Origin of the sequence: Exiguobacterium sp. R-39 (genome assembly GCF_049942815.1) — a bacterium.
Classification (GTDB): Bacteria; Bacillota; Bacilli; order Exiguobacteriales; family Exiguobacteriaceae; genus Exiguobacterium_A.
Window position 1 is genome coordinate 1156348 of record NZ_CP187965.1, and the last position, 22855, is coordinate 1179202.

Consider the following 22855-nt stretch of genomic DNA (forward strand, 5'->3'; position numbering starts at 1 on the left):
TTGAACAGAAAGCATCATGAATCAGCTTGAGAGGAATGGAGTAACGCGAAATTAATTTTGATGGGAATCAGTATTATTTTATTTGGAATCGCTCTGATGATCGGCTTTAGTCCAATGGGTTTGAATGATGCACTGGGAATTAAAGTGGGAATTACAGCATCGTTTATTGGTTTACTCGTCACGTTCATGGACTTTTTCATTCGCGTGAAGGAATGAATGGAGGGCGTTAAATGAAAGTCAGAAAAAGATTCTTAATGGTACTATCGAGTGCTTTTTTCGTTGTGGGATGCACGGATGATGCAGTAACATCTAATCCTAAACCAGAAATCAAAAAAGTCACTTCTGCTAATCAAAAAATAGTTGGAAATCAGAATCAAATCATGAATCACGACCGGTTTGAGAAGCTGTTTGAACAGATGCATGAATACTTGAAGATTGATCATTTTCAACTGAAAGCAAGTACGCTGGGATCAGATTTTACAATAATCGACAGGGAGTTAAGCTTTGGCAAAAGAAAATGGCTAACCGTTGATGGAACCAGTGACAGTGCCTCAACACAAGAGAGTTTGTATTTCGAAGACGAAAAACAGACGACTCAGTTATCTATCCACTTTGCATACATAGATCACTACATAGGGGAAGACATGATCCAGTATCCAAGCAATTCGGGTTACAACAAATTGAATCAAAAACTCGCGAATAAATCAGATTTAATTATTATCAGCTATAAGAACATAGTGATTTCGGTTCAGCAAAACACATTAAGTAAAATAGATCCGGAAACGACACGACTTGCAGTAAAGAGGGTAATCGATGAGTTAGAAAAACGAAAATAATTACTTACTAAAATGAGAGAACTCCGCCATGAAGGAGCTCTCTCATTTTTTGTCTCTATTCAAACATTCTTCAGTATCATTAGATGCGATTGAATGATCAACGAATCGTTTTTAAGGCACCAGCCCAAGGGATGACTTGATCGAGCATTTGGTTGACGGAATCTGCTTGAACCGGTGCTGCTTTTAATACAGCTCCATTCTCAAAGTCAGTGAACAGCGAGAGGGCAGGGTGGACCCGAACGTCTGCGATCAACAATTCGCCTAAAATCCCGCGTAAGTGTTCTGCTGCCCGGGCACCGCCGACCGAACCGTACGAGACGATACCGGCCGCTTTATTGTTCCATTCGACACGGAGATAATCGAGGGCGTTTTTTAACGAAGCAGAAATCGAGTGGTTGTATTCCTGTGTGATGAACACAAATCCATCTTGAGCGGCAATCGCTTCAGACCAGGCAGCTGCACCGGAGGCATCGCCGTCTTTTTCGCCGAGCAGCGGCAATTTGTAGTCGGCGATGTCAATGATCGTATAGTTCGCGTCTCCACGTTTGTCCGCCAGCTCTTTAACCCAGTTCCCGACCTGTGGGCTTAAGCGGCCTTCACGTGTTGATCCCAAAATGATTCCAATGTTTAACTTTGTCATGTTCGTTTCCTCCTCTTGTTGTGGTGTTTCCTTTGAACCAAATAATTTACTGAATAGACTCAAGTGAATTCCTCCGTTTTATAGGTATTCTTTTTCGATGGTCCGCGTGCTGCGGACGGTATCAATCGGACGGACCGTTTGTTCGATTTGCTGGCGTTGCGACTCGAGGAACGGTGGCAAGGACAATTTCTCTCCGACTGTTTCATACGGTTCATCGCCCAGGAAGCCGGGACCATCCGTTGCCCATTCGAACAGAATACCTTGGGCGACGCGTGCATACAACGACTCGAAGAAGAAGCGGTCCACGTAGCCGGATGTGTTGAATCGTAAGTTTTGCATGCGGCTGATCCATTCATTTAAAGCGGCTGTATCTTCGACTCGGAACGCAACATGGTGAACGGTACCAAATCCTTGCTGTCCACTTGGAAGGAGGAGGTTATGTTCGACGATGACTTGCGCGCCGTTTCCGCCTTCGCCCATTTCAAACAGATGCAGGGATCCGGCTTTATCGATTTCCCGCATCAGCATCGCTTTTTCCAACACTTCTTTTAACCGGTCAAATTCGGCAATCCGGATGTGAATCGGACCTAAGCCGGTGATCGCAAATTCTAATGGAACCGGACCGTTTTGCCACGGAATGCCGGATGCAATGCCTTCGTTGTGTTCATCCGAAATCAGCATGTACTGTTGATCATCAAAATCAACGAACGAGAGGGTCTTTTTACCGAATTGTTCTTTAATGCCGCGATGCTTAACGTCATATTTGTCAAAACGTTTGATCCAGTAGGCAAGTGCTTCGTCCGTCGGCACGCGGAAAGCGGTTTTGTAGATTTCGTTTGTGCCGTGGGTTCCTCTCGGGATGCCCGGGAAATCAAAGAATGTCATATCGGTACCGGCGGATCCTTTGTCGTCGGCGAAGAATAAATGGTACGTCTGAATGTCATCCTGATTAACTGTTTTCTTGACTAAACGCATGCCTAATACGTTTGTGAAGAATGCATAATTTTTCTCTGCACTGCTCGTGATGGCTGTTACGTGGTGGATTCCTTTTAATTCGTTCATATAAATCTCTCCCTTAGTCTTTTTTATCTCGAATTCGAGATATATCGTTAAAATTTTTTAATGGTTTTGTGCCTGATAGCCTATTTTTTTAGCGGTCTTAATAAACGATTCGATTTCCGATGGATCAATACCTTGGAAAACCTGATTAATTGCTTTTTCATGTTCCGGAAAAATCGTATCCATTAAGCTTTGACCTTCTGTGGTGAGTTCCGCAAATGTCACACGCCGATCCTCCGGACATGCTTTGCGGGCGACGTAATTTTTTTTTTCGAGCTTATCGATGACATAGGTGATGCTGCCGCTCGTAATCAATACTTTTTTCCCGATTAGTTGAATTGGCTGCCTTCCTTTGTGATACAGCAACTCGAGTACGGAAAAATCTGTCGGATTTAGTCCGGACTTCGCAACATCCTGTTTAATGACTTCATGAAGCGCGTCGACTGCACGTACCATGACAGTCAATGCTTTTAGGTTCGGATTCGGCTGTTCCATTTCGTTCACCTCTTTTTATCTTCAATTCATATATCTTTAATTCGAGATAAATATATCATCTAAATTTTGGTACGTCAATCGTTTTGATTGGTTTCTGATTGCAGGCAGTTCATTTGTCTAATGCCTGATATGGATTGGATTAATGCAGCAGTATGAAAAGAGGCAAGCCGCAAAGTCCGGGCTGCCTTTAGAGTGGGTAAACGTTTTACCAGTTCAGTTTATTTAAAAACGCAAGAATGTCTTGATTGACTGCGTTCATGTCTTTTCCTAACGTCATTAAATGTTTTGAATTCGCATATCCTTTTATCGTCTTTTGATCCGAAGCTACGCTTTCGAAAATCGTTTCGGCACTCGTCTTGTATGAGGAATCATCCATTTCCCCGTACATCACGCAAACAGGAGATACTACGGAGGCTAAATGGTCTCGCGTCCGGGTAATGAGTTGTTCGAAGTCGGTCAGCGATTCAAAAGGCAGGAGATCCAGTTCAGCCATTTCAGAGGCAATCTGCTGGTCCTCTTTTCCTTCGATCTGTTTATAGCGCTTGGCGTAATAAACGATTCGTTTCTTTAGGACGGCTGCTTCTTTATCCATCGGTACGGACAGGGTGACTACACCGTTTATCTTTAACTCCTGTCCCATTTTTAAAGCAAGAACACCACCCAGTGAGAGACCGACGACCGCTATACGTTCGAACCCTTTGTCTTTCAACAGTTGATAACCGTCGAGTGCATCTTGCCACCAGTCGGCTGGTCCGTAGTTCAGAAGTTCTTCTGCCGGCAGACCATGTCCACTGAGTGTCGGGGCGTAGCAGGAATACTGATTTTGTTGCAGATAGCTTCCAAGCTTTTTCATATCATTCGGATTGCTGGTGAAAGAATGTAAAAGCAGAACAGCTCGTTCACCGCTCTCGTAATAAAAGGGCTTCGGGGGTAAAAATTTCATAGAAAGAAATTCCTCATTTCATCGTAGTTCTCATTTTTATGGATGTACGTCAGTTCGCCTTCACTTCATAGTCAGTTAAGATGGTATTACCGATAGCAGTAAGCATCTCTGAGTTAACAAAAGACTTTACTAGAAAAAGCAAGTTATCTGTGCTGAGAACGGGATTAATCATCAGTGCTTTTTGTTCAAAAACAAAGCGATTCCGATCATAATGTATGATCAAGTCTTTTAACGCGCGTAAGTCATTCTTTGAGAAATCAAACAGGATAACCGCTTCGTGTATCGTCGTATTTTCGAGTGCACCTGGATTTAAATTTCCGAGTAGAGTCAGTAACGTACGATTGTGAATTTTGAGCTTTTCAATTTCCTCTATACTAATTTGTTTTTCATTACTTAATTCCCTCTTTTTTAATATTTTATAAGAAAGGATTATACTAAAAATAAGTCTATAATTTTGGTTCGAACGAAATTGAATACACGATTACAGGGAAAGGTGAACGACTCATTAAACGAAAAAAAGTAACGGGAAATCTAACTTAGAGCATCGAACACATTCACACTATAAAAATACATTAGTTGTCCAAAGTGACAAAAATGTCACTTCAGAAAACCAATTTGTAATGTAATTCAAAAGACATAATTATTTTTTCTTGGTAGGGTATCTATACTAGAAATAAATAGACAAACATTTCAAATATTTATAGAAAGAATAAAGTTTCTTTATTTTCAATATATCGATTGTAATTTTCAGTAGCTTTTTATTTTTTAAATGCTATGTTGAATAGCTTGTAAAAATTAAAAAAGAAAGGAAGCGTAAAAATGGAAATGAAAATTTTCATCGTAGAGGACGATTTAGCCATTTTTAATTCATTAAAAGAAACATTGACTAAATGGGGAATGCAAGTTTCAGGACCACTAAATTTTAAGGACGTTTTAGAACATTTTAAATCCGACGAGCCACATTTAATCATTATGGATATACAATTACCGATATATGATGGTTTTCATTGGTGTCGTGAAATTCGATTGATTTCGAAAGTTCCAATCATTTTCCTATCATCACGTGATCACCCAATGGATATGGTCATGGCAATGCATATGGGTGCAGACGATTACATACCAAAACCTTTTCATTCAGATGTCTTGCTTGCAAAAGTTCAGGCTACATTGAGAAGAGTGTATGCTTACGGAGAAAAATCTCCTGATTTCATAGAATGGAACGGAGCATTAATTGATTTAAAGCGGGGAATAATTCGCATGGATGAAATAGAAACAGAATTGACAAAAAATGAATTTTTTATTTTGATTGTATTGGTAAAAGCCAATAATGAGATTGTTTCTCGCGATGAATTAATTCGGAGTTTATGGAATGATGAGCGCTTTGTAAATGATAATACATTAACTGTGAATATCACACGACTCCGCCATAAATTAGAAAATTTAGGTTTGCAGGAAGCAATCCTTACAAAAAAAGGTTTAGGATACGTGGCTGTTACTTTATGAGGGAGGGGTTTTATGTTTCTTAGCTATTTAAAAGATATGAGAAGTTGGATTTTGTTTTTTTTCCTATCCCTTTTTTCAACAGATTTACTTCTTTGGCTTGATCGAGGGATTAATGTCCATATTAATTCGTTGATGTACGTAAATGTATTCTTACTAACTTTCTTTATGGTATTTATTTGTTGGCGGTATTATCGAGAGACAGCATACATACGTCAGCTAGAAATATTAGAAGAAAAACTAGAAACCGATTGGCATGAGGCATTACCAGAACCATTATTTGAATGTGATGAACGTATAAATAGAGTATTGCAAAGTGCAGGGGTTTCTTTCTCTAATCAATTAAATAAAGATCGACAAAACACGATTATACAAGATGATTATATTGCTGCTTGGGTTCACGAAGCAAAAGCTCCGCTTACTGCAATGAAACTCATGATTGATGCTAACAAATCTAGTCCATCTATATTCAAAATCGAAGCAGAATGGTTACGTATCTTTTTATTGATTGACCAGCAATTATACATATCACGACTGTCTTCACTAGAATCAGATTATGTGTTGGACGAAGTGCTGGTTCAAGACGTCGTATCCGTTGAAGTACGTGAACTGATGTCTTGGTGTCGGGAAAAGAACTTGGCCATAGAAACGGAAGGATTGGAAACGGTCATAGTAACAGACAAAAAGTGGTGTCGTTTTATTGTTCGACAGATTTTATCGAATGCCATTAAATATAGTCCTAGAGATGGAATAATCTATATTACGGCACATACAGAAGCAACCGGACATTGTATTTTGTCTATAGAAGATGAAGGACCAGGCATTCCAGATCATGATTTGCCTCGTATTTTTGATAAAGGTTTTACAGGCGGTATGGGAAGATTAAGCAATAGTGCAACTGGTCTTGGCCTCTATTTAGCAAAAAAAGTATCTAATCAAATTGGTATTCAGCTTTCAGCGATCTCAAAAAAAGATAATGGTACGATTTTAAAGATGAATTTCTCATTAGAAAACGATTTTGATCAAATCCGTAGATAACAATATTGTCATCTTATACTCTCTTTTTGTCATATAAATCAAACGACTGTCGAATTTTTAGACCGTAGTATTAAAGATATAAGAAGAAAGGGAGGTTAAACACATGACACTTTTAAAAAGGAATTCAAAAATCATTGATGAATCAACCAAAAAAACAGTATTATATGCCCAAAATATTCGAAAATCATTCGGTTCAAAAGGAAATGTTCAACAAGTACTAAAAGGAATTGATTTACGTGTAGAAGAAGGTGAATTTGTTGGAATCATGGGCGCTTCAGGTGCTGGTAAAACAACGTTGCTCAATATTCTTGCGACAATCGACCGGTCTACGGAAGGAACAGTCCTGATCAGTGGATTAGATATCTCTCAGATGAAAGATGCTGCTATGGCCGATTTCCGAAGAAATCAGCTAGGATTTATCTTCCAGGACTACAATCTTCTTGATACATTAACCGCTAAGGAGAACATCTTGTTACCATTATCACTTGGGAAAATAAACAAAAAGTCGGCAGAAACAGAATTTCGTACCATTGCCGATATCCTAGGGATCTCCGATTTAATTGATAAATACCCGCATGAACTTTCAGGAGGACAAAAGCAACGTACTTCTGCAGCCCGCGCATTGATTAATCAGCCTTCTATGGTCTTTGCAGATGAACCGACTGGAGCGCTGGATTCCAAATCAGCTTCCTCGTTGCTTAGGACCATAACAAATATTAACGAGAAAAGAAAAGTAACAATCATGATGGTAACCCATGATCCACTCGCCTCAAGTTACTGCAGCCGTGTTATTTTCCTGAAAGATGGTAAAATTTATACAGAGATCTATAAAGGAGATAAAACGAGACAAGCCTTTTTCCAGGAAGTTTTAAATATTCAAGCTGTGCTTGGAGGTGAAAACGTTGACGTTCTTTGATCTCGTCTTCCGTAGCATGCGCAAAAACATCAAACATTATTACTTATACTTTTTTGCTCTCATTTTCAGTGTTGTGCTGTACTTCGTTTTTGCTACTTTGCAGCATGACCCAGTCGTCTCTACACAGAGCGACCAAATGAGTACAGCGTTTCTAGCAGCAGGAATTCTATTAATTTTTATTATTGGCATATTTGTAGTCTACGCCAATTCGATTTTTCTAAAAAAAAGGAGCCGAGAAATCGGACTCTATCAATTAATTGGATTGAAAAAAAGTATAATTGCACGACTATTAGTTTTTGAGAATTTACTTCTTGGCACCGGAGCACTTGTTGTCGGAATTGCTATCGGAATGTTAGTATCACGTATTTTCTTATTACTGCTCATGAAATTAATCGGGTACGAAATGATAATCAATATTTCATTTTCAATGGTTGCCGTCATTCAAACAATTTTTGTGTTTTTCGGGCTTCTTATCTTTACTACCATCCAAATGATTACTACAGTGTATCGGAACACCTTATTGTCCTTGTTTAATACAGAAAAAACTGGAGAACAGCCTAAAAAACCAAAAGCCAAAACTGAAGCCTTTTTGGCCCTTCTTGGTGTAATCTTGATCTGCTTAGGATATATCATTTCGAATAATATGATAAATGATTTATTTCTTTTCAATATACTGGCTGTGTTAGCTTCTATAGGGATAGGAACGTATCTCATTTTCCGGGTAACTATTGGTTGGTTATTTTATCAAATTCGTAATCGAAAAGCAGGTCATCTAGGTTTATCCAATAGTTTGTCGATTGCTCCATTAATGCATCGATTAAAAGAGAACGCTAATTCGTTAACACTCATCACTATCCTTTCAGCCATGACATTGACGATGCTTTCTGGAGCGTACTCTTTCTATTATGCTACTGAACATGAAACCCGTTCGCAAATGCCATTCGACATCATATTTGAAGAAAATGAATCAGTAGCAACTCAATTGAGCAACGAGTTAAATGAAAAAGGCATATCTTTTTCACATGGGGAGATTGATTTGCTTGTGCTATCGGGTCAATTGGAAGAAGGCACAATGCCTGTACCAAGTAACGAATTATACATTGCCATTACAAGTGATAAGCAATTGCAGCAAGCAGGAAATGATATAAAAGCTCCTACTGACGGCTCAGCATATTTTTACAGCACCTCGTCCATTTCCTTATTCAGAGACGCGATGAAAATGCCGGTAACTCTGGAATTAGATGATAAAACAAAGACTAAAATTAAAATCACCGATTACCGAGAGGGAAACAGTATCAATGGATCGATGCTCTACTCTCAAATTGTAGTTAACGATAAGAAATTTCAAACCCTTAAAAATCAATTTATAGCGAATAATTCAGCCAAATTCAAGCGAATCGATGGATTCAAAATTACTGACTCTAACGATTTAAAATTAGCATCCGAGATTTATAACAATCACTATGCGAGCGAAAATTCACATATTGACTACTATTCAGCCTACCAACAAGCTATCCAAAAAAATGGATTATTGATTTTCATATCAGGATTTTTAGGTCTTGTCTTCTTAATCTCAACCGGTAGCATTTTGTACTTCAAACAAATGACAGAAGCTGAACAGGAAAAGAAAAGTTACGGTACCTTGCGCCAGCTTGGGTTTAGTGTGAATGAAATTATGCGTGGAATTATCCGGAAACAAATTTTTATTTATGGTCTTCCACTTATTATTGGATTGCTACATGCTATTTTTGCCATCCATGTTCTTTCTGCTTTCTTCCAATCAAACATTGCTTTCGCAGCTTCTATAGCAATGATGGTTTACACAATCATTTATATATTTTTTGCGTTCTTAACAATCGGTTACTATCGAAAGACGGTAAAAGCAGCATTATAGAAAAAAGTAATAAAATCAGTTCTTCACTTTTGGGAGATGAGAACAATAATTTGACTTACTGATAATTTACATCTTCACAAAATTGGTTATACATTCAATATTATGTGTTATCTAAAAAATTATAAACATTGAAAGGAAGTGTATGTAATGAAAATTAATTTAATCATTTTTCTAACATCCATAAAAGCACAAAAAGAAAATAGTCGTACTGAAATTGTAGTGAAAACAGTCGAATCAGGTATACGTCCAACTATTGGAGACATAATTGATGATCCTGGATTTGATTCAAGATTTCATAATGGATATGAAGTGGTTAAAGTAACTTTAAATTATGAGTTCAACGAATGTAATGTCTCTCTCCAACCACTTGCAATAGAACTAGAAGAAATTAGTATTGATAGCTATTTAGAAAAACTTATAGCAAATAGATGGCGTATATTTACAAAAGAAGAATTTTTAGCGTCGTTATAAAAAGTTATTTAAGCATGAAGGAGCTAGGAGGCAGCAAAGAGAATCAAAGGATTTTGTTCGTCTTTAAAGGACTTCTTTTAAAAGTTTAATTGTTACATCAGTTATTAGAACTGTGGGATAAAATAATAGGGCTTAAAAGAGATGACTCCAGAAAAATACCGGAGTCATCTCTTATTTACATAAATCAAACGCTTTTTTTATTCTAATTAAGCAAGAATACACTTTTTACTTTCTAATATATGACCTTTAAGAAGGTGAGAATCATGTGGAAGCATGAGTATATACGTTTCCAAATCTATCCGAGTAAAAAGCAACACATTTTAGCGAAATGAGATGAGACGTACATGACGAGTGGGGAAACGATTGTCTTACGTTCAACCACCTAGCTGATGCGAATAATGGTTTCTTCAAAAAGAAAAATATACGACCGCAATTCATTCAAGTCCAATTGAAATCCTACGTCTCGAGATAGCTATAATTAACTACTTTTATCATGTTGTCACGTTAGTTGAAATATAACCTCATTATTTCATGCGTTGGTAGACTGTTGGACTCCTGAATTTCAACAAAGTATTCTACTTGCCATGTCTGCGTAGCAATCGCTTGTTTGCTAGTCGGATACTCCCAACTTGGATAAACTCGAATTGCCATTTTCCCTTTTATAGTATTCGTACTCAGTATTTTTTGCTTAATAAGGACCTCTTTAGGAAAAATGAACTGACCGAATTTATTATCGTTAGTAAAGATATTCACTACTAATAAGTCTGTGGCAGTCTTATCCGAAAAAGGTTGATTTTTATTCTTGTCATCTTTTTCCCAAAACGCCACAAACTGTCCTGCTTTTTTAGGTGTAGTCTTTGCGACTCGAAATCGAATGGACTTTGAGCGTAGATGAAATAAACCAGCGCTATAATCTGAATTCTGAACTTCTTCTTGTATGAATTGTGGGTATAAATCATATGGCTTATACATTATTTTTTGTACATACGCTAAGGCATCAAAAAAATTATTCATTCCCTGTACCTCCTTCTTGTTCTCACTAGGCTAAGTTTCTGATGACTTTTCTAGTAAATTTTAGGATTCATAAAGAAATCGACTAAATGTCTAGATTGGAAGATTTCTCTTTTATTTATAATAATTTTTTAGCTGATTCCTTATTTGATTTTTTTCAGTATTTCACTTTTTAACAGCATGCTAATCAAAATGTAGATTCAAAAAAATGTTCCTGGCATAAAAGAAAGTACATGACTTTTATCTGGGTTATTGAATTAAGTACATGTATAGTGCTTCATTCTGTAATGTTATGAACCATGAAAATTTTACTTCATCGTTGTCATAAGTTGAAAAAAGTAAGTCGGTTCGTTGGTCTTATGCAGATTATACCAAGCTTCCAGTGTGTCAAGGTGGAAGATATCCATAGCTTTTATGGTTTCTTTTGCAAAATCGAGCGGTGCCATTCTAGAGGCTGTAATCAATTGATTGTCCTTTATGACGGAACACGATTGATGCAACGTGGCCCTTTATAAGAAAAACTCTCCATTTGTAGATAGGATAAATCATTATTCGTATGATGAAGAGAATCTAAATGTCCAACCTTAGCTAAGCCATGGATCGCACCACAAGTCGCAGCAATTAATGTGTTCGGTTGGAAGCCTTCATCGACTTTTTGTAAGATCAGCTCATGTATGTCCTCACTCCAGCTTTCTCCACCCGGAAGTATCAATAAGTCTTTTTTCGTTAATTTCATCTGCTCCACTGAAATATCTGGTTTTACCGCTAAACCACCCATTGTCGTGATTATAGCCGAGCTTGGAGCAACCGTGATCACCTGTAAACAATCTGCATCCTTCCCTCGTGTTTCGCTCGAATCATTTTAGCGTAATGAATAATCAGATGCTGTAGCTGAAGTATTACGGGATGCGTAAAAGTCCTAACTATTTTTGAAGAGCGTCCAACTCTTAATTGTATAAATAGGAAACCGGCTATTCTATAGAATAATAGAGAACTATCGGTGGTTTTTCTAAATAAAATATATAGATATAAAGCCAGTGACCTATGTATAAGGTTACTGGTTTTTCACAACTCTTGTGCAAAATATTGCTTAAAATTGATGTAAGTTATCTATTAAAGTTGTGGCTTCTTTTTATAGGTTAAAGTTAAAGCACAATAATAAAAGGTAATATTAAACTATACGCCTATAATGAAATTTATTTAATCTGGAGGAGCCTTATGGAAACACGATTAGAAGAATTACAAAGATATGAAAAATTTGACGATTTAGCAAACGATGTGCTGGATCTTGCCAAGGAAATTCTCCCTGAGCAACTGTTTTACTTATCCGTTTTTAGTCATACGCAGCAATTCATATTGAAGCTGTCTAATGAAAGAACAAATATTCATATAACCGAAGGGATGGTGGTTGACCTCAATCAATCGGTATGTAAACGAGTTGATTTTGAAAAAAATCAACCTTTGGTTTATGAGGATGTCAACAAAGATTGTTCAATTGATGAGGTAAAGAAGCTACTCGACGGAGTAAATGTTCAATCCTATCTAGGGATTCCCATTTCGCTCACAAACGGTGAGAAATTTGGAACATTATGTGCTGTAAACGATGAGGCGAGCCTCTTGGATAAGAAGAGTATTGATTTACTCCAACGCATCGTAAAGTTGTTCTCCTATTATTTAGATTTGGAGCGATTTGCTTGGAAGGATATGTTGACAGAACTCTACAATAGACGCTATTTAACTAAATATTTTGAAAAATATCAGCATCAGAATGGTGCCCTCTTTTTCCTCGATCTCGATGGTTTTAAAAAAGTGAATGATGGATATGGACATGATACGGGAGATGCCGTCTTAAAAGTAGTGGCATCTAGGCTTCAAATGATCGTGGATGGGCAGAAAGATGCGTTTGCAGTACGGTTAGGGGGAGATGAGTTTATCCTGCATTTTTCTCAAACTAACAGTAAGCAAGAGTGGGACAAAATAGCTAATCAAGTGGTTAAGGCTATAAACGCTTGGGATACCCCGTATAAAGTCTCGACCAGTATCGGGATAGTGACATACGAAGAAGGTGATGCTGTCAGCCTATCAAACCTCCTGCAACATGCAGATGAAGCCTTATATCATGCTAAATCATTTGGTAAAAATACGTTCAAGTTTTTTAATGAATCAAAAATAAATGGGGAGAGATGCTGAAATAGCATGCTCTCCCCATTGCTTTTCCTATCAAATCAACATTTTTCAGATTATCTTCAAAGGAAAAACTGAATCAGATCTTTTAGTACGGAGCACCATGACTCCCATTCAAAAAAAGTGTTATGTAAACTAATTTATCATAAGTAAAATGAATAAGTCTCTATTAAAACTATCGACATCAAAAACGTCCCCGAAAAAGCGGGGACGAAACGTACATCTTATACTGTTAGTTCAGACCGTCTCATCCGTAAACGTTTCACCTGTCCGGCGTACGGTCGCTCCGAGTTCCGCGGCAATCGCATTGATCGCTTCCGAATCCTCGTTGACTTCGCTGATGATGATGACGCCGTAGTGGTCGGGATTGATCTGGTTGAGTGTCCGGTTAAACAGATCAAACGAATCGCGTTCGTTTTTTTCGTCCCGGTTTGCGCCGATCAGGTATCCGGCGACGGAGCCGACGAGCATGCCGAACGGTCCACCGACAACGCCGACTGCCATCCCGATCAACGAACCTTTAAACGATTGATCCTGTTGCGTGAAGTCAATCGCATCGATGAAGGAGAAGCCGTCCGTCTCATTGCGTTCGGCGAGCACCATCTGTTCCATTTCAATCTCTTTGATCGCTTCGAGGTCCTTGATCATTTCAAAACCGGTTTTTGCTTTTTCCAAATCATCGAAAATAATCGTCGTGACGACGTGAGTTGCATCATTTTTATATTGTGCCATAATTTCCGCCTCCAGAAAGTTCTGATGTCGTTCTACAATTTACTTGTACCCGTAACAGAACCATTAAAAACTAGAAAGCGAGTGTCATCATAAGCATATGATTGATATAGTTTCTCAATTAGGTGATAAGTAAAACTTATTGAAGGTCTTTTGTTCTTTCAAATTGTAACGGGGCTCATATTATACTATGATAGAGCTGTACAAGTAAGCGGTATCAGGGGCTTGATGTCGTCAACACTTAAAGGGGGAATCAGCATGAAGCAAACGCAACCAACGCAAGACGTGTTTGGTGCACGCCGTTCGTTTGAAGCTAACGGTAAAAATTACAACTATTACAGCCTTGAAAAATTGGAAGAACTCGGTCTGACGGAAGTCAAACGCCTTCCGTATTCAATCCGTGTGCTGCTTGAATCCGTCCTTCGTCAACAAGACGGTCGTTCGATTACACAAGAGCATGTCGAAAACTTGGCGAAATGGGGAACTGCCCAAGTATCGAATGATATCGATGTGCCGTTCAAGCCGTCACGCGTCATCTTACAGGATTTCACGGGCGTTCCGACTGTCGTCGACCTCGCGTCACTCCGTAAAGCGATGCAGGACCTCGGTGGAGATCCGTCAGTCATCAACCCGGAAGTTCCGGTTGATCTCGTCGTTGACCACTCGGTTCAAGTCGATTCTTACGGATTTGCCGGCGCACTTGCTGAAAACATGGATCTTGAGTTCGAACGGAACGAAGAGCGTTACAAATTGTTACGCTGGGCAACAACGGCATTCGACAACTACCGTGCTGTACCGCCTGCAACAGGAATCGTCCACCAAGTAAACCTCGAGTACTTGGCATCTGTCGTTCTTGAAAAAGAAACAGCAGACGGTTCGGTTGATGTCTACCCGGATACACTCGTCGGAACAGATTCGCACACAACGATGATCAATGGACTTGGTGTCCTTGGTTGGGGTGTCGGTGGAATCGAAGCAGAAGCAGGCATGCTTGGACAACCTTCATTCTTCCCGGTTCCGGAAGTTATCGGTGTCCGCATCACGGGTGAAATGCACCCTGGAACAACAGCAACGGACGTTGCCCTCCGCGTGACGGAAATGTTACGTCAACAAAACGTTGTCGGTAAATTCGTTGAGTTCTTCGGACCGTCACTTCACTTGATGTCATTGTCTGACCGTGCGACAATCGCCAACATGGCGCCTGAATACGGCGCAACTTGCGGATTCTTCCCGGTGGATACGGAAACGTTGACGTACCTCCGTTTGACAGGCCGCGACGAAGCATTGATTGAAAAAGTCGAAAACTACTCAAAAGCAAACGGCTTGTTCTACACGCCGCAAAACGAAGATCCAACGTTCACGAAGACGGTTGAACTTGATCTGTCGACAATCGTTCCTGCACTTGCCGGACCGAAACGTCCACAAGACCGGATTGATTTGACGGACGTCCACACGTCGTTCCAAAAAGCGTTGACAGCACCACAAGGAAACGCCGGTTTTGGTCTTGCTGAAGAAGAAGCTAGCAAAGTCGCTGTCGTACAATACGAAGACGAAGCGGTTGAGATGCGTACGGGAGACCTTGCGATCGCAGCGATCACGAGCTGTACGAATACATCAAACCCGTACGTCATGATCGGTGCCGGACTCGTTGCGAAAAAAGCAATCAATCTCGGATTGACGGTTCCGAAATACGTCAAGACATCACTTGCGCCGGGATCGAAAGTCGTAACGGATTATCTTGAGAAATCAGGACTTCAACCATACCTCGATCAACTCGGCTTCAACACAGTCGGTTACGGTTGTACGACATGTATCGGAAACTCAGGTCCGCTTGACCTTGCCGTCGAAAACGCAATCCTCGGATCAGACCTGCTCGTCTCGTCTGTCCTCTCAGGAAACCGTAACTTCGAAGGACGGGTTCATCCGCTCGTCAAAGCCAACTACCTGGCATCACCACCACTCGTCGTCGCGTACGCGATTGCCGGAACGGTCGACGTCGACATCATGAACGCGTCACTCGGAACAGGCAAAGACGGACAAGAAGTCTTCTTCGCGGACATCTGGCCGTCACGTGACGAAATCCAAACGATCATCAACACGGTCGTCACACCGGAAAGCTTCCGTGCCGAGTACGATTCGGTCTTCACAGGAAACGAACGTTGGAACAACCTTGACGTGCCGACAGGCGATCAGTATGACTTCGACGAAGAATCGACATACATCCAAAATCCGCCGTTCTTCGAGAATTTGGCGAAAGAGGCCGGTCATGTCGAAGCATTAAACGACCTCCGTGTCTTCGGTAAGTTTGCGGATTCTGTCACGACAGACCACATCTCACCAGCCGGTTCATTCTCGAAAACGACACCAGCCGGACAATACCTTGTCAGCAAAGGTGTCGCACCAAAAGACTTCAACTCATACGGTTCACGCCGTGGTAACCACGAGATCATGATGCGCGGAACATTCGCGAACATCCGGATCCGTAACCAGGTCGCTCCGGGTACAGAAGGCGGCTTCACGACGTACTGGCCGACAGGCGAAACGATGGCGATGTACGACGCTGCGATGAAGTACAAAGAAGATGGTACAGGTCTTGTCATCCTCGCCGGTAAAGATTACGGGATGGGTTCATCACGTGACTGGGCAGCGAAAGGGACAAACCTTCTTGGTGTCAAAGCCGTCATCGCAGAGAGCTTTGAGCGGATTCACCGTTCGAACCTCGTCATGATGGGTGTCCTGCCGCTTCAATACGCAGCCGGCACATCAGCTGAATCGCTCGGCTTAACAGGTGAGGAATCAATCAGTATCGCGATCGACGAGTCGGTTCGTCCACGTGACGTCGTCGAAGTTACAGCGACAGCTGCAGACGGAAAAGTCACGAAGTTCGAAGCAATCGCTCGTTTTGATTCGGAAGTCGATATCGATTACTACCGTCACGGCGGAATCTTACCAATGGTTCTCCGCGAACGCTTGCAAAACTAAACCGTTTACATTAACGTTTGAGGTGGGGGTAAACCCCACCTTTTTTGATGCAGAAAGGGGCGAGACCGTGAACCGATTCAAGAAATGGTTTCAAGCAAAAGAAGAACCCGAGCTGCCGGTTCGCGACGTCACGCTCGATGAAGTCAAACGGGCGACGCACGATTTTGAACTGGCGTTGCCGAAAGGGACGAACCGGACGATTCTGCTCGATGAAGAACAACGGATTGATTTAACGCAACTTGCGCCCTATCTCGGTGCCCGCTCGACGCAGGTCTTCTATATGTCACGGGAAACGTTTACGATCATGGAAGCGAAAGATCATTTGACGGTCTATGAAATGGATCATGTTCAGGTCGCGGTCGACCGGTATTTTGACAAAGAACGGAAATTACCCCTTAAACCGTACTCGAAGACGTTCCAGGTCGATTGTGCGAAGCTGTTTGAGCAAGGCTATTTACGGGAGTTGCCCCATCAAACGTATTACCTCGTCGATGAGTCGATGATTGTCTCACTCGAACCGAAAACAGATTAAATCAAGGTGGGCTGCCGGATCGACGGGCAGTTCACCTTTTGTGTTTCGTCAAGGAAGGGATCAGAACGATTCGAAACAGAATCAATTGTTCAAAAGTCTGACGCATTTCTTCAGAAATGCGGGAATCTTGGACAAACCCTTTGTATTCTACGCCTAAAACCGATACCATTAACATGAAACGAGACAAATTTAGGATGGTGTACATGGCATGACGAAACGAACGAGCACATGGATTGCAGTCGCAATCGTGGCAATGGCGATACTCCTTGCCTATAATTTTTACCTTTTGAATAAGACACAGACCGCTAATGAAGATAAAGCTGCTCCGGTCAAACCGTTTTACACGATGTCGCGGATTCAGTACGTCGAAAAGAAACTGTCGACGACGGAAGACGCTCTCGAGACGCGGACATATGAAGTCGTTTTTGATGATAAAGGCCACTTCCGGACAGAAGTCATCGACGGACCATCTAAAGGAACGATGGCGATTTGGGACGGGAAGATGTTCCGCGAATACGCTGCCGACGGAAAATTGTTGAATGAGACGAAAGCGTCGAAGAGTGTCAGTGCACCGCGTCCGTTCTTGTCACGCGGCTTTAACGAACAGATCATCAAGTTCATCGAAAATGGTGATTTTGGTCAAGTCGAAGGCGAAGCCGATATCGCCGGAAATGCGGCTGACGTTTACGTCAAAAAAGAGCCGGCAAGCACAGTCCCGAAAGAATGGATTAAACAGTATCCATCGTTCTTCGATAAGGACGACAATGCGGAAGAAGCGACCTACTATGTCGCGTCCGACCGGTCGAAAGTACTTGGAGCCGAGTCACGTAACAATGGAAAACTATTTTATTCGGTCAAGATGAAAAAAATCGAGACACTGGATACATTCGATCCAAACTGGTTAAAAGCTAAATGAGGACAGACCGACTGGAGCGTCACACCGTGACGACCACAGTCGGTTTTTTCGAGAAGCGGGAGGAATCAAGATAACATGGAGACGTTCTCAAAAGAGGAGATGTTCAAACAAATTACGGCTTGGGAAAACGGGGCGAAGGTCGAAGAAGTTCTCGCCTTACGTTATGCCCAAAGCAGTCGCCTATTACAGGAAACAGAAGCATTAGTCCGGATTTTAGCTTTACTCGTCGAACACCGTTACATCATGACGGGACGGATCGATGCCCTGGCCGAAAGCTGGATGCAGGAAATCCGCCAGCACGATCGGCTGCCGGAACGGCTTGAACAGTTGCTGATCGAACAGCAGCTCCAGAGCAGTTACCAATTGCTCGTCGCTAACACTTTTCCGACGATCCGCGAGACGGACAATGCCAATGCCAAACGGTCAGCGACAAAGGAACTGATTCAACAAGCGGGTCAAATCCTGCACGAGACGGAACAGGTCGTCGAACAGACGGAACGGTTGCGCCGGCTGGATGCTGCGCGCTGGTCGGAATTGTTCGAAGCCGGAAAAGCTTTATTGTTGTCGAGTGCGACGCTTGAGCAGATTGCGACGGAGTTCCTTAACAGTCTGCAGGAACGATTTTATTCGCGTGACGCGTTCCGGGAGATGACGGAACTAAAAGCGACGGCACTGCAGGATTTACGCCGGGTCGTTGCGCTGCTTCCGGCAGAAATCAAACAGGTCGAACGGTCGGCGCTCGAGGAACTCGATGCGATGATCGGACTGGAAGACATTAAGTTGCGTGTCCATCAGATGTACCGGTTCTTGAAGTATCAGCAAAAACGGACGTCGGACGGGTACCGCTCGAGCGATCAGCCGTCCCTCCACATGATTTTCATGGGGAATCCCGGGACCGGTAAAACGACGCTTGCCCGGTTGATGGCGAAAATCTATCACGAACTCGGTCTGTTGGAACGGCCGGAAGTCGTCGAGACGGACCGCTCGTCGCTCGTTGGTGCGTTTGTCGGTCAGACGGAAGAACAGGTCATGAGTAAAGTCCGCGAAGCGGTCGGAGGTGTCCTGTTCATCGACGAGGCCTACGCCTTAAAACGGGCCGGTCAAAGCGGCAATGATTACGGCCAAGCCGCGATTGATACTCTCGTTGCAGCGATGACGAGCGGAGAATACGCCGGTCGGTTTGCCGTCGTGCTTGCCGGTTATCCGGAAGAAATGCGTGATTTCCTGAAAGCGAATCCCGGACTGCGGAGCCGTTTCCCGGAATCGAATCATTACCTGCTTGCGGACTATACGGATACGGAACTACTTGAAATCGGCCGTTCGATTGCGACCGTCAACGATTATGTCCTGACGGAGCAGGCAGAGCGGGCGTTGTTGTCCCGGCTCGAACGGGAACGGGTCGACGCGAGTTTCGGGAACGGGCGCGCCGTCCGCAATATCGTTCTCGATGCGATCTTTAAAAAAGGGGCGAGTCTCGGGGAAAGTGCCAGTCACGAAGATTTTGCGTTGCTCGAACAAACGGATTTTGAACTCGTCGCTTCAGACGATAATACGGTCGAAGAACGACTTGAACAGCTTGTCGGATTACAGCCGTTGAAAGCGGAAATCAAACAAATCCAGGCATTATTATCGATGCAGAAGCGTCGACAGGAGGCAGGCTTTAAAGTCTTGCCGGTTGAACTGCATGCTGTCTTCAGCGGGAACAGCGGGACCGGAAAAACGACGGTCGCAGCTCTCTATGCGGATGTCCTCCGTCAGTGCGGTTACTTGAAGCGGGGGCACTTAAAAGTCGTCAGCCGGGCCGATCTCGTGTCCGGATACGTCGGACAAACGGCGCAACAGACCCGCGACGTGATCCGGGATGCCCTCGGCGGTGTCTTGTTCATCGACGAGGCCTATGCGCTGAACGGGGGTGCCAACGACTTCGGGAAAGAAGCAATCGATACGCTGGTCGACGAGATGACGAAACATGCCGATAATCTCGTCGTTGTCCTCGCCGGTTACGAACAGCCGATGCAGGCCTTGCTTGCAAGCAATCCCGGACTGAAGTCACGTTTTAAACGGGAGTTCCATTTCCCGAACTATGTGAAGGAGGAACTGATTGAAATCATCATCAATTATGCTGCCCAATACGGGTATCAATTGACGGATGAAGCGAAACAGACGCTTGAGCAGATGATTGAGACGGTTCCGAACGGCAATGCCCGTGCCGCGATTACGATTGTCGAACGGGCAATCGCGAAGCAATCCGTCAGATTAATTGACAAACTTAGCTTAAGCGGTTCAGAATGGTCCTATCTTGAAAAAGAGGATTTTTAAGGGGGAAGCTTCATGTACACGATTGAAATACCAGTCCGTTACGCCGAAACCGATATGATGGGCATCGTCTATCATTCGAATTATCTCGTTTATTTTGAGATTGCACGGACGGAACTGATCAAGTCACTCGGACTTGATTACAAGGAAATGGAAGAAGCCGGATATGTTTCGCCGGTCACGAATGTGAATCTCGATTACAAACGGTCGTTAACATACGGTGACGTGGCACAGGTTTCCGTCTGGGTTGATCATTACGACGGTCTGCGGACGATTTACGGTTATGAAGTCAAGAATGCCGACGGTCAACTGGCGGTCGCAGGAAAAACGTCGCATGTCGTCGTCAAAAAAGAGAACTTCCGTCCGATCCGTTTACCAAAAGTCTTTCCGAACTGGCACGCGATTTACGAACAAATGCGTACCGAAGATGCTGCACTCATCTCAAATTAAGCCTCCGCCCTCAGCAGGATTTCTTGCGTGAGGGCTTTTCTAATCAGTCGATTAGAGGTAACATAGAATAGCACCAAGGAAGCGGGGAATTAAAAATGAAAAAAATCGTAGCAGTCAGTACATTGGCGCTCCTCCTTGCAGGATGTAACCCTGGGGATCAGGAAGCGGAAGACAACTCAAAAACCGAACAGGCGAATAAAAGCGCAGACGAAAAGGCCACTTCAGATTCTGAAAAAAGTGATGCCGAAGTAGCAAAAGAAAAAGAAACAGCCGAAGCGAAAAAAGAAGCCGATGCGAAAGCGGAAGCTGAGAAAAAAGCAGAAGAACAGGCAGCGGCCGATCAAAAAGCAGCCGATGAAAAAGCGGCCGAAGAGAAAGCAGCGGCCGATAAAGCAGCTGAAGAGAAAACGACGGAAGAGAAGTCATCGGACGAATCTTCGACAGAAGACAAATCGGCCGATAAAAAAGACGATGGGAAAACCGATTCCGCTCAGGATCCGGAACCTGCCAAACCGTCTAAACCGGAGTCCGAAACACCGGACGTCGATAAATCGGATACAAAAGCCGATTTATCACTGGGTGAGTTAGTCGTCGTCAATAAAAAATACAGCTTACCGATTGATTACAAACCGTCGGACTTAGTCGTACCAAACGTCAGCTTCTCGTATTCAGGTGTCCTTGAACAAAGTTATATGCGGGCACCGGCAGCGAAACAGATGGAAAAAATGTTTGCTGATGCGAAAGCCGACGGCGTGACACTAAATGCCGTCAGTGGATTCCGTTCTGGTTCACGTCAGACGGTCCTTTATAACAACTACGTCGCCCGTGACGGAAAAGCGGCAGCCGATCAATATTCTGCCCGTCCTGGTCACAGTGAGCACCAGACCGGACTTGTGTTTGATATCTCGGCACCGAGTGTCGGGAATGGATTGACGGCAGAACTTGGAGATACAAAAGAAGGAAAATGGATTGCGAACAACGCAGCGAAGTATGGATTTATCGTCCGGTACGACCGTGGGTTCCAGTCACGGACTGGGTACACGTATGAGCCATGGCACATCCGGTATGTTGGTGTCGGTCCAGCCACACAAATTAAAAATAATGGACAGACTCTCGAAGAATATATGAAGGTCGGTCACTAATACGTTGGAGGTTGACCATGATTGAAATCATCGGGATTTTAATTTTAGGCTATTTACTCGGCTCGATTCCGTTTGCTCTGCTTGTCGGAAAATGGGGACATGGCATTGATATTCGGCAGCACGGCAGTGGGAATCTCGGGACGACGAATACGTTCCGGGTTTTAGGAAAAAAGGCAGGGATTATCGTCTTGATTGGTGATCTCGGTAAAGGTGCAGTCGCCAGTCTCGTCCCGATCCTGCTCGCTTCCGAACTGCATCCGCTGTTTGCTGGTCTAGCGGCCGTCATCGGACATATTTATCCGGTCTTTGCCAAGTTCAAAGGCGGAAAAGCGGTCGCGACTTCCGGCGGGATGCTGCTCGTGACGAGTCCGATTTTGTTCCTCTTTTTGCTCGTCTCGTTTTTAACGACATTACGACTGAGCCGGATGGTTTCACTCAGCTCAATCGTTGCGGCAAGCATCGGCATCGTTGTTTCGATTACGATCGGCATCATCGAGCAGGACTGGATCGTCCCGACGTTCTTTACGATTCTTGCACTGTTCGTCATCTTTAAACACCGCGAAAACATCAGCCGTATCCGTCAAGGGACGGAATCAAAGATTGGTATGTTTGTGAAAGATAAAAAAGACACCGACTGATTTCAACCGGATGCTGTTGTTCTTCTATAAAAGAAGGACAGGAGGATCCGGTTTTTTTTGTGAATATCTTGTTAATCTGAAAAATGAACGAATTCAACAACATTTCATAGGAATTACACGTTTTTTTACACCGGATTTACAAGACCTTTACAGACGTTCGCTA

General features: G+C 42.8%; 22 protein-coding genes. 15 read left to right on the forward strand and 7 right to left on the reverse strand.

Features of this window, described 5'->3' with window-relative positions:
- The first annotated feature begins 60 nt into the window (after window positions 1-60).
- Both ACP26N_RS05915 and ACP26N_RS05920 read left to right on the forward strand, forming a co-directional pair.
- Window positions 61-216, forward strand: a complete 156-nt coding sequence (locus ACP26N_RS05915) for a hypothetical protein (RefSeq protein WP_426355015.1) — start codon at window positions 61-63, stop codon at window positions 214-216.
- A 14-nt stretch (window positions 217-230) separates the two neighbouring features.
- Window positions 231-836 (forward strand): hypothetical protein, encoded by a 606-nt coding sequence (locus ACP26N_RS05920; RefSeq protein ID WP_426355016.1) that lies wholly within the window; start codon window positions 231-233, stop codon window positions 834-836.
- Window positions 837-933: 97 nt separating this feature from the next.
- Here the strand turns inward: ACP26N_RS05920 and ACP26N_RS05925 are convergent, their stop codons facing one another.
- The 4 genes from ACP26N_RS05925 to ACP26N_RS05940 all read right to left on the reverse strand — a co-directional run bounded on the left by ACP26N_RS05925 (window position 934) and on the right by ACP26N_RS05940 (window position 3973).
- Window positions 934-1476 carry an NADPH-dependent FMN reductase gene (locus ACP26N_RS05925; protein WP_131502952.1) on the reverse strand — a complete coding sequence of 181 codons (543 nt, stop codon included), beginning with the start codon at window positions 1474-1476 and terminating at the stop codon, window positions 934-936.
- Between the two features lie 78 nt (window positions 1477-1554).
- On the reverse strand, window positions 1555-2538 hold the full coding sequence (locus ACP26N_RS05930) for a ring-cleaving dioxygenase (RefSeq protein ID WP_131973091.1): 984 nt from the start codon (window positions 2536-2538) through the stop codon (window positions 1555-1557).
- A 57-nt stretch (window positions 2539-2595) separates the two neighbouring features.
- A complete protein-coding gene (locus tag ACP26N_RS05935) occupies window positions 2596-3030 on the reverse strand; it encodes a MarR family winged helix-turn-helix transcriptional regulator (RefSeq protein ID WP_131502950.1) in 435 nt (144 codons plus the stop codon).
- Window positions 3031-3235: 205 nt separating this feature from the next.
- Window positions 3236-3973 (reverse strand): alpha/beta hydrolase, encoded by a 738-nt coding sequence (locus ACP26N_RS05940; RefSeq protein WP_426355018.1) that lies wholly within the window; start codon window positions 3971-3973, stop codon window positions 3236-3238.
- Between the two features lie 819 nt (window positions 3974-4792).
- Between ACP26N_RS05940 and ACP26N_RS05945 the strand changes: the two genes are divergently transcribed.
- The 5 genes from ACP26N_RS05945 (at window position 4793) to ACP26N_RS05965 (ending at window position 9792) form a co-directional block, all read left to right on the forward strand.
- Window positions 4793-5476: a response regulator transcription factor gene (locus tag ACP26N_RS05945; protein WP_426355020.1), complete on the forward strand. Its 684-nt coding sequence runs from the start codon at window positions 4793-4795 to the stop codon at window positions 5474-5476.
- A gap of 12 nt (window positions 5477-5488) precedes the next feature.
- Complete coding sequence (locus ACP26N_RS05950) at window positions 5489-6511, forward strand: sensor histidine kinase (RefSeq protein ID WP_426355022.1); 1023 nt, start codon at window positions 5489-5491, stop codon at window positions 6509-6511.
- Between the two features lie 103 nt (window positions 6512-6614).
- The gene (locus ACP26N_RS05955) at window positions 6615-7427 is read left to right on the forward strand and encodes an ATP-binding cassette domain-containing protein (RefSeq protein WP_131502948.1); all 813 of its coding nucleotides are present in this window, start codon (window positions 6615-6617) and stop codon (window positions 7425-7427) included.
- Window positions 7414-9321 (forward strand): FtsX-like permease family protein, encoded by a 1908-nt coding sequence (locus ACP26N_RS05960; protein WP_426355024.1) that lies wholly within the window; start codon window positions 7414-7416, stop codon window positions 9319-9321. The genes ACP26N_RS05955 and ACP26N_RS05960 overlap by 14 nt, the downstream gene beginning before the upstream one ends.
- Before the next feature lie 147 nt (window positions 9322-9468).
- The gene (locus ACP26N_RS05965) at window positions 9469-9792 is read left to right on the forward strand and encodes a hypothetical protein (RefSeq protein ID WP_426355025.1); all 324 of its coding nucleotides are present in this window, start codon (window positions 9469-9471) and stop codon (window positions 9790-9792) included.
- Between the two features lie 504 nt (window positions 9793-10296).
- Here ACP26N_RS05965 and ACP26N_RS05970 read toward each other — a convergent pair.
- Window positions 10297-10806: a MepB family protein gene (locus ACP26N_RS05970; protein ID WP_426355027.1), complete on the reverse strand. Its 510-nt coding sequence runs from the start codon at window positions 10804-10806 to the stop codon at window positions 10297-10299.
- A 472-nt stretch (window positions 10807-11278) separates the two neighbouring features.
- On the reverse strand, window positions 11279-11620 hold the full coding sequence (locus ACP26N_RS05975) for a DJ-1/PfpI family protein (RefSeq protein ID WP_426355029.1): 342 nt from the start codon (window positions 11618-11620) through the stop codon (window positions 11279-11281).
- A gap of 401 nt (window positions 11621-12021) precedes the next feature.
- On the opposite strand from ACP26N_RS05975, the gene ACP26N_RS05980 reads away from it, so the two are divergent.
- Window positions 12022-12993, forward strand: coding sequence for a sensor domain-containing diguanylate cyclase (locus tag ACP26N_RS05980; protein WP_426355030.1), 972 nt, complete (start codon window positions 12022-12024; stop codon window positions 12991-12993).
- A 231-nt stretch (window positions 12994-13224) separates the two neighbouring features.
- Here ACP26N_RS05980 and ACP26N_RS05985 read toward each other — a convergent pair whose 3' ends face one another.
- Entirely contained in the window at window positions 13225-13719 is a 495-nt protein-coding gene (locus ACP26N_RS05985) for a hypothetical protein (RefSeq protein WP_131502940.1), read from the reverse strand.
- A gap of 255 nt (window positions 13720-13974) precedes the next feature.
- On the opposite strand from ACP26N_RS05985, the gene acnA reads away from it, so the two are divergent.
- The 7 genes from acnA to plsY all read left to right on the forward strand — a co-directional run bounded on the left by acnA (window position 13975) and on the right by plsY (window position 22692).
- Complete coding sequence (gene acnA, locus ACP26N_RS05990) at window positions 13975-16698, forward strand: aconitate hydratase AcnA (protein WP_131973071.1); 2724 nt, start codon at window positions 13975-13977, stop codon at window positions 16696-16698.
- A gap of 67 nt (window positions 16699-16765) precedes the next feature.
- Window positions 16766-17230 carry a DUF3939 domain-containing protein gene (locus ACP26N_RS05995; RefSeq protein WP_131973070.1) on the forward strand — a complete coding sequence of 155 codons (465 nt, stop codon included), beginning with the start codon at window positions 16766-16768 and terminating at the stop codon, window positions 17228-17230.
- Window positions 17231-17438: 208 nt separating this feature from the next.
- A complete protein-coding gene (locus ACP26N_RS06000; RefSeq protein ID WP_131973069.1) occupies window positions 17439-18146 on the forward strand; it encodes a hypothetical protein in 708 nt (235 codons plus the stop codon).
- 75 nt (window positions 18147-18221) lie between these two features.
- Window positions 18222-20465, forward strand: a complete 2244-nt coding sequence (locus tag ACP26N_RS06005; protein ID WP_426355032.1) for an AAA family ATPase — start codon at window positions 18222-18224, stop codon at window positions 20463-20465.
- Between the two features lie 12 nt (window positions 20466-20477).
- Complete coding sequence (locus ACP26N_RS06010) at window positions 20478-20912, forward strand: acyl-CoA thioesterase (protein ID WP_012370047.1); 435 nt, start codon at window positions 20478-20480, stop codon at window positions 20910-20912.
- A gap of 95 nt (window positions 20913-21007) precedes the next feature.
- Complete coding sequence (locus ACP26N_RS06015; RefSeq protein WP_426355034.1) at window positions 21008-22054, forward strand: M15 family metallopeptidase; 1047 nt, start codon at window positions 21008-21010, stop codon at window positions 22052-22054.
- 17 nt (window positions 22055-22071) lie between these two features.
- Window positions 22072-22692, forward strand: coding sequence for a glycerol-3-phosphate 1-O-acyltransferase PlsY (plsY, locus tag ACP26N_RS06020; protein ID WP_131502935.1), 621 nt, complete (start codon window positions 22072-22074; stop codon window positions 22690-22692).
- Window positions 22693-22855 lie beyond the last annotated feature (163 nt).

Coding starts and splice junctions, on each gene's coding strand:
- acnA (WP_131973071.1), top strand. CDS start 13,975: ATGAAGCAAACGCAACCAACGCAAGACGTGTTTGGTGCACGCCGTTCG.
- ACP26N_RS05930 (WP_131973091.1), bottom strand. CDS start 2,538: ATGAACGAATTAAAAGGAATCCACCACGTAACAGCCATCACGAGCAGT.
- ACP26N_RS05915 (WP_426355015.1), top strand. CDS start 61: ATGGGAATCAGTATTATTTTATTTGGAATCGCTCTGATGATCGGCTTT.
- ACP26N_RS06010 (WP_012370047.1), top strand. CDS start 20,478: ATGTACACGATTGAAATACCAGTCCGTTACGCCGAAACCGATATGATG.
- plsY (WP_131502935.1), top strand. CDS start 22,072: ATGATTGAAATCATCGGGATTTTAATTTTAGGCTATTTACTCGGCTCG.
- ACP26N_RS05970 (WP_426355027.1), bottom strand. CDS start 10,806: ATGAATAATTTTTTTGATGCCTTAGCGTATGTACAAAAAATAATGTAT.
- ACP26N_RS06015 (WP_426355034.1), top strand. CDS start 21,008: ATGAAAAAAATCGTAGCAGTCAGTACATTGGCGCTCCTCCTTGCAGGA.
- ACP26N_RS05985 (WP_131502940.1), bottom strand. CDS start 13,719: ATGGCACAATATAAAAATGATGCAACTCACGTCGTCACGACGATTATT.
- ACP26N_RS05940 (WP_426355018.1), bottom strand. CDS start 3,973: ATGAAATTTTTACCCCCGAAGCCCTTTTATTACGAGAGCGGTGAACGA.
- ACP26N_RS05980 (WP_426355030.1), top strand. CDS start 12,022: ATGGAAACACGATTAGAAGAATTACAAAGATATGAAAAATTTGACGAT.
- ACP26N_RS05955 (WP_131502948.1), top strand. CDS start 6,615: ATGACACTTTTAAAAAGGAATTCAAAAATCATTGATGAATCAACCAAA.
- ACP26N_RS06005 (WP_426355032.1), top strand. CDS start 18,222: ATGGAGACGTTCTCAAAAGAGGAGATGTTCAAACAAATTACGGCTTGG.
- ACP26N_RS05935 (WP_131502950.1), bottom strand. CDS start 3,030: ATGGAACAGCCGAATCCGAACCTAAAAGCATTGACTGTCATGGTACGT.
- ACP26N_RS06000 (WP_131973069.1), top strand. CDS start 17,439: ATGACGAAACGAACGAGCACATGGATTGCAGTCGCAATCGTGGCAATG.
- ACP26N_RS05920 (WP_426355016.1), top strand. CDS start 231: ATGAAAGTCAGAAAAAGATTCTTAATGGTACTATCGAGTGCTTTTTTC.
- ACP26N_RS05965 (WP_426355025.1), top strand. CDS start 9,469: ATGAAAATTAATTTAATCATTTTTCTAACATCCATAAAAGCACAAAAA.
- ACP26N_RS05925 (WP_131502952.1), bottom strand. CDS start 1,476: ATGACAAAGTTAAACATTGGAATCATTTTGGGATCAACACGTGAAGGC.
- ACP26N_RS05945 (WP_426355020.1), top strand. CDS start 4,793: ATGGAAATGAAAATTTTCATCGTAGAGGACGATTTAGCCATTTTTAAT.
- ACP26N_RS05950 (WP_426355022.1), top strand. CDS start 5,489: ATGTTTCTTAGCTATTTAAAAGATATGAGAAGTTGGATTTTGTTTTTT.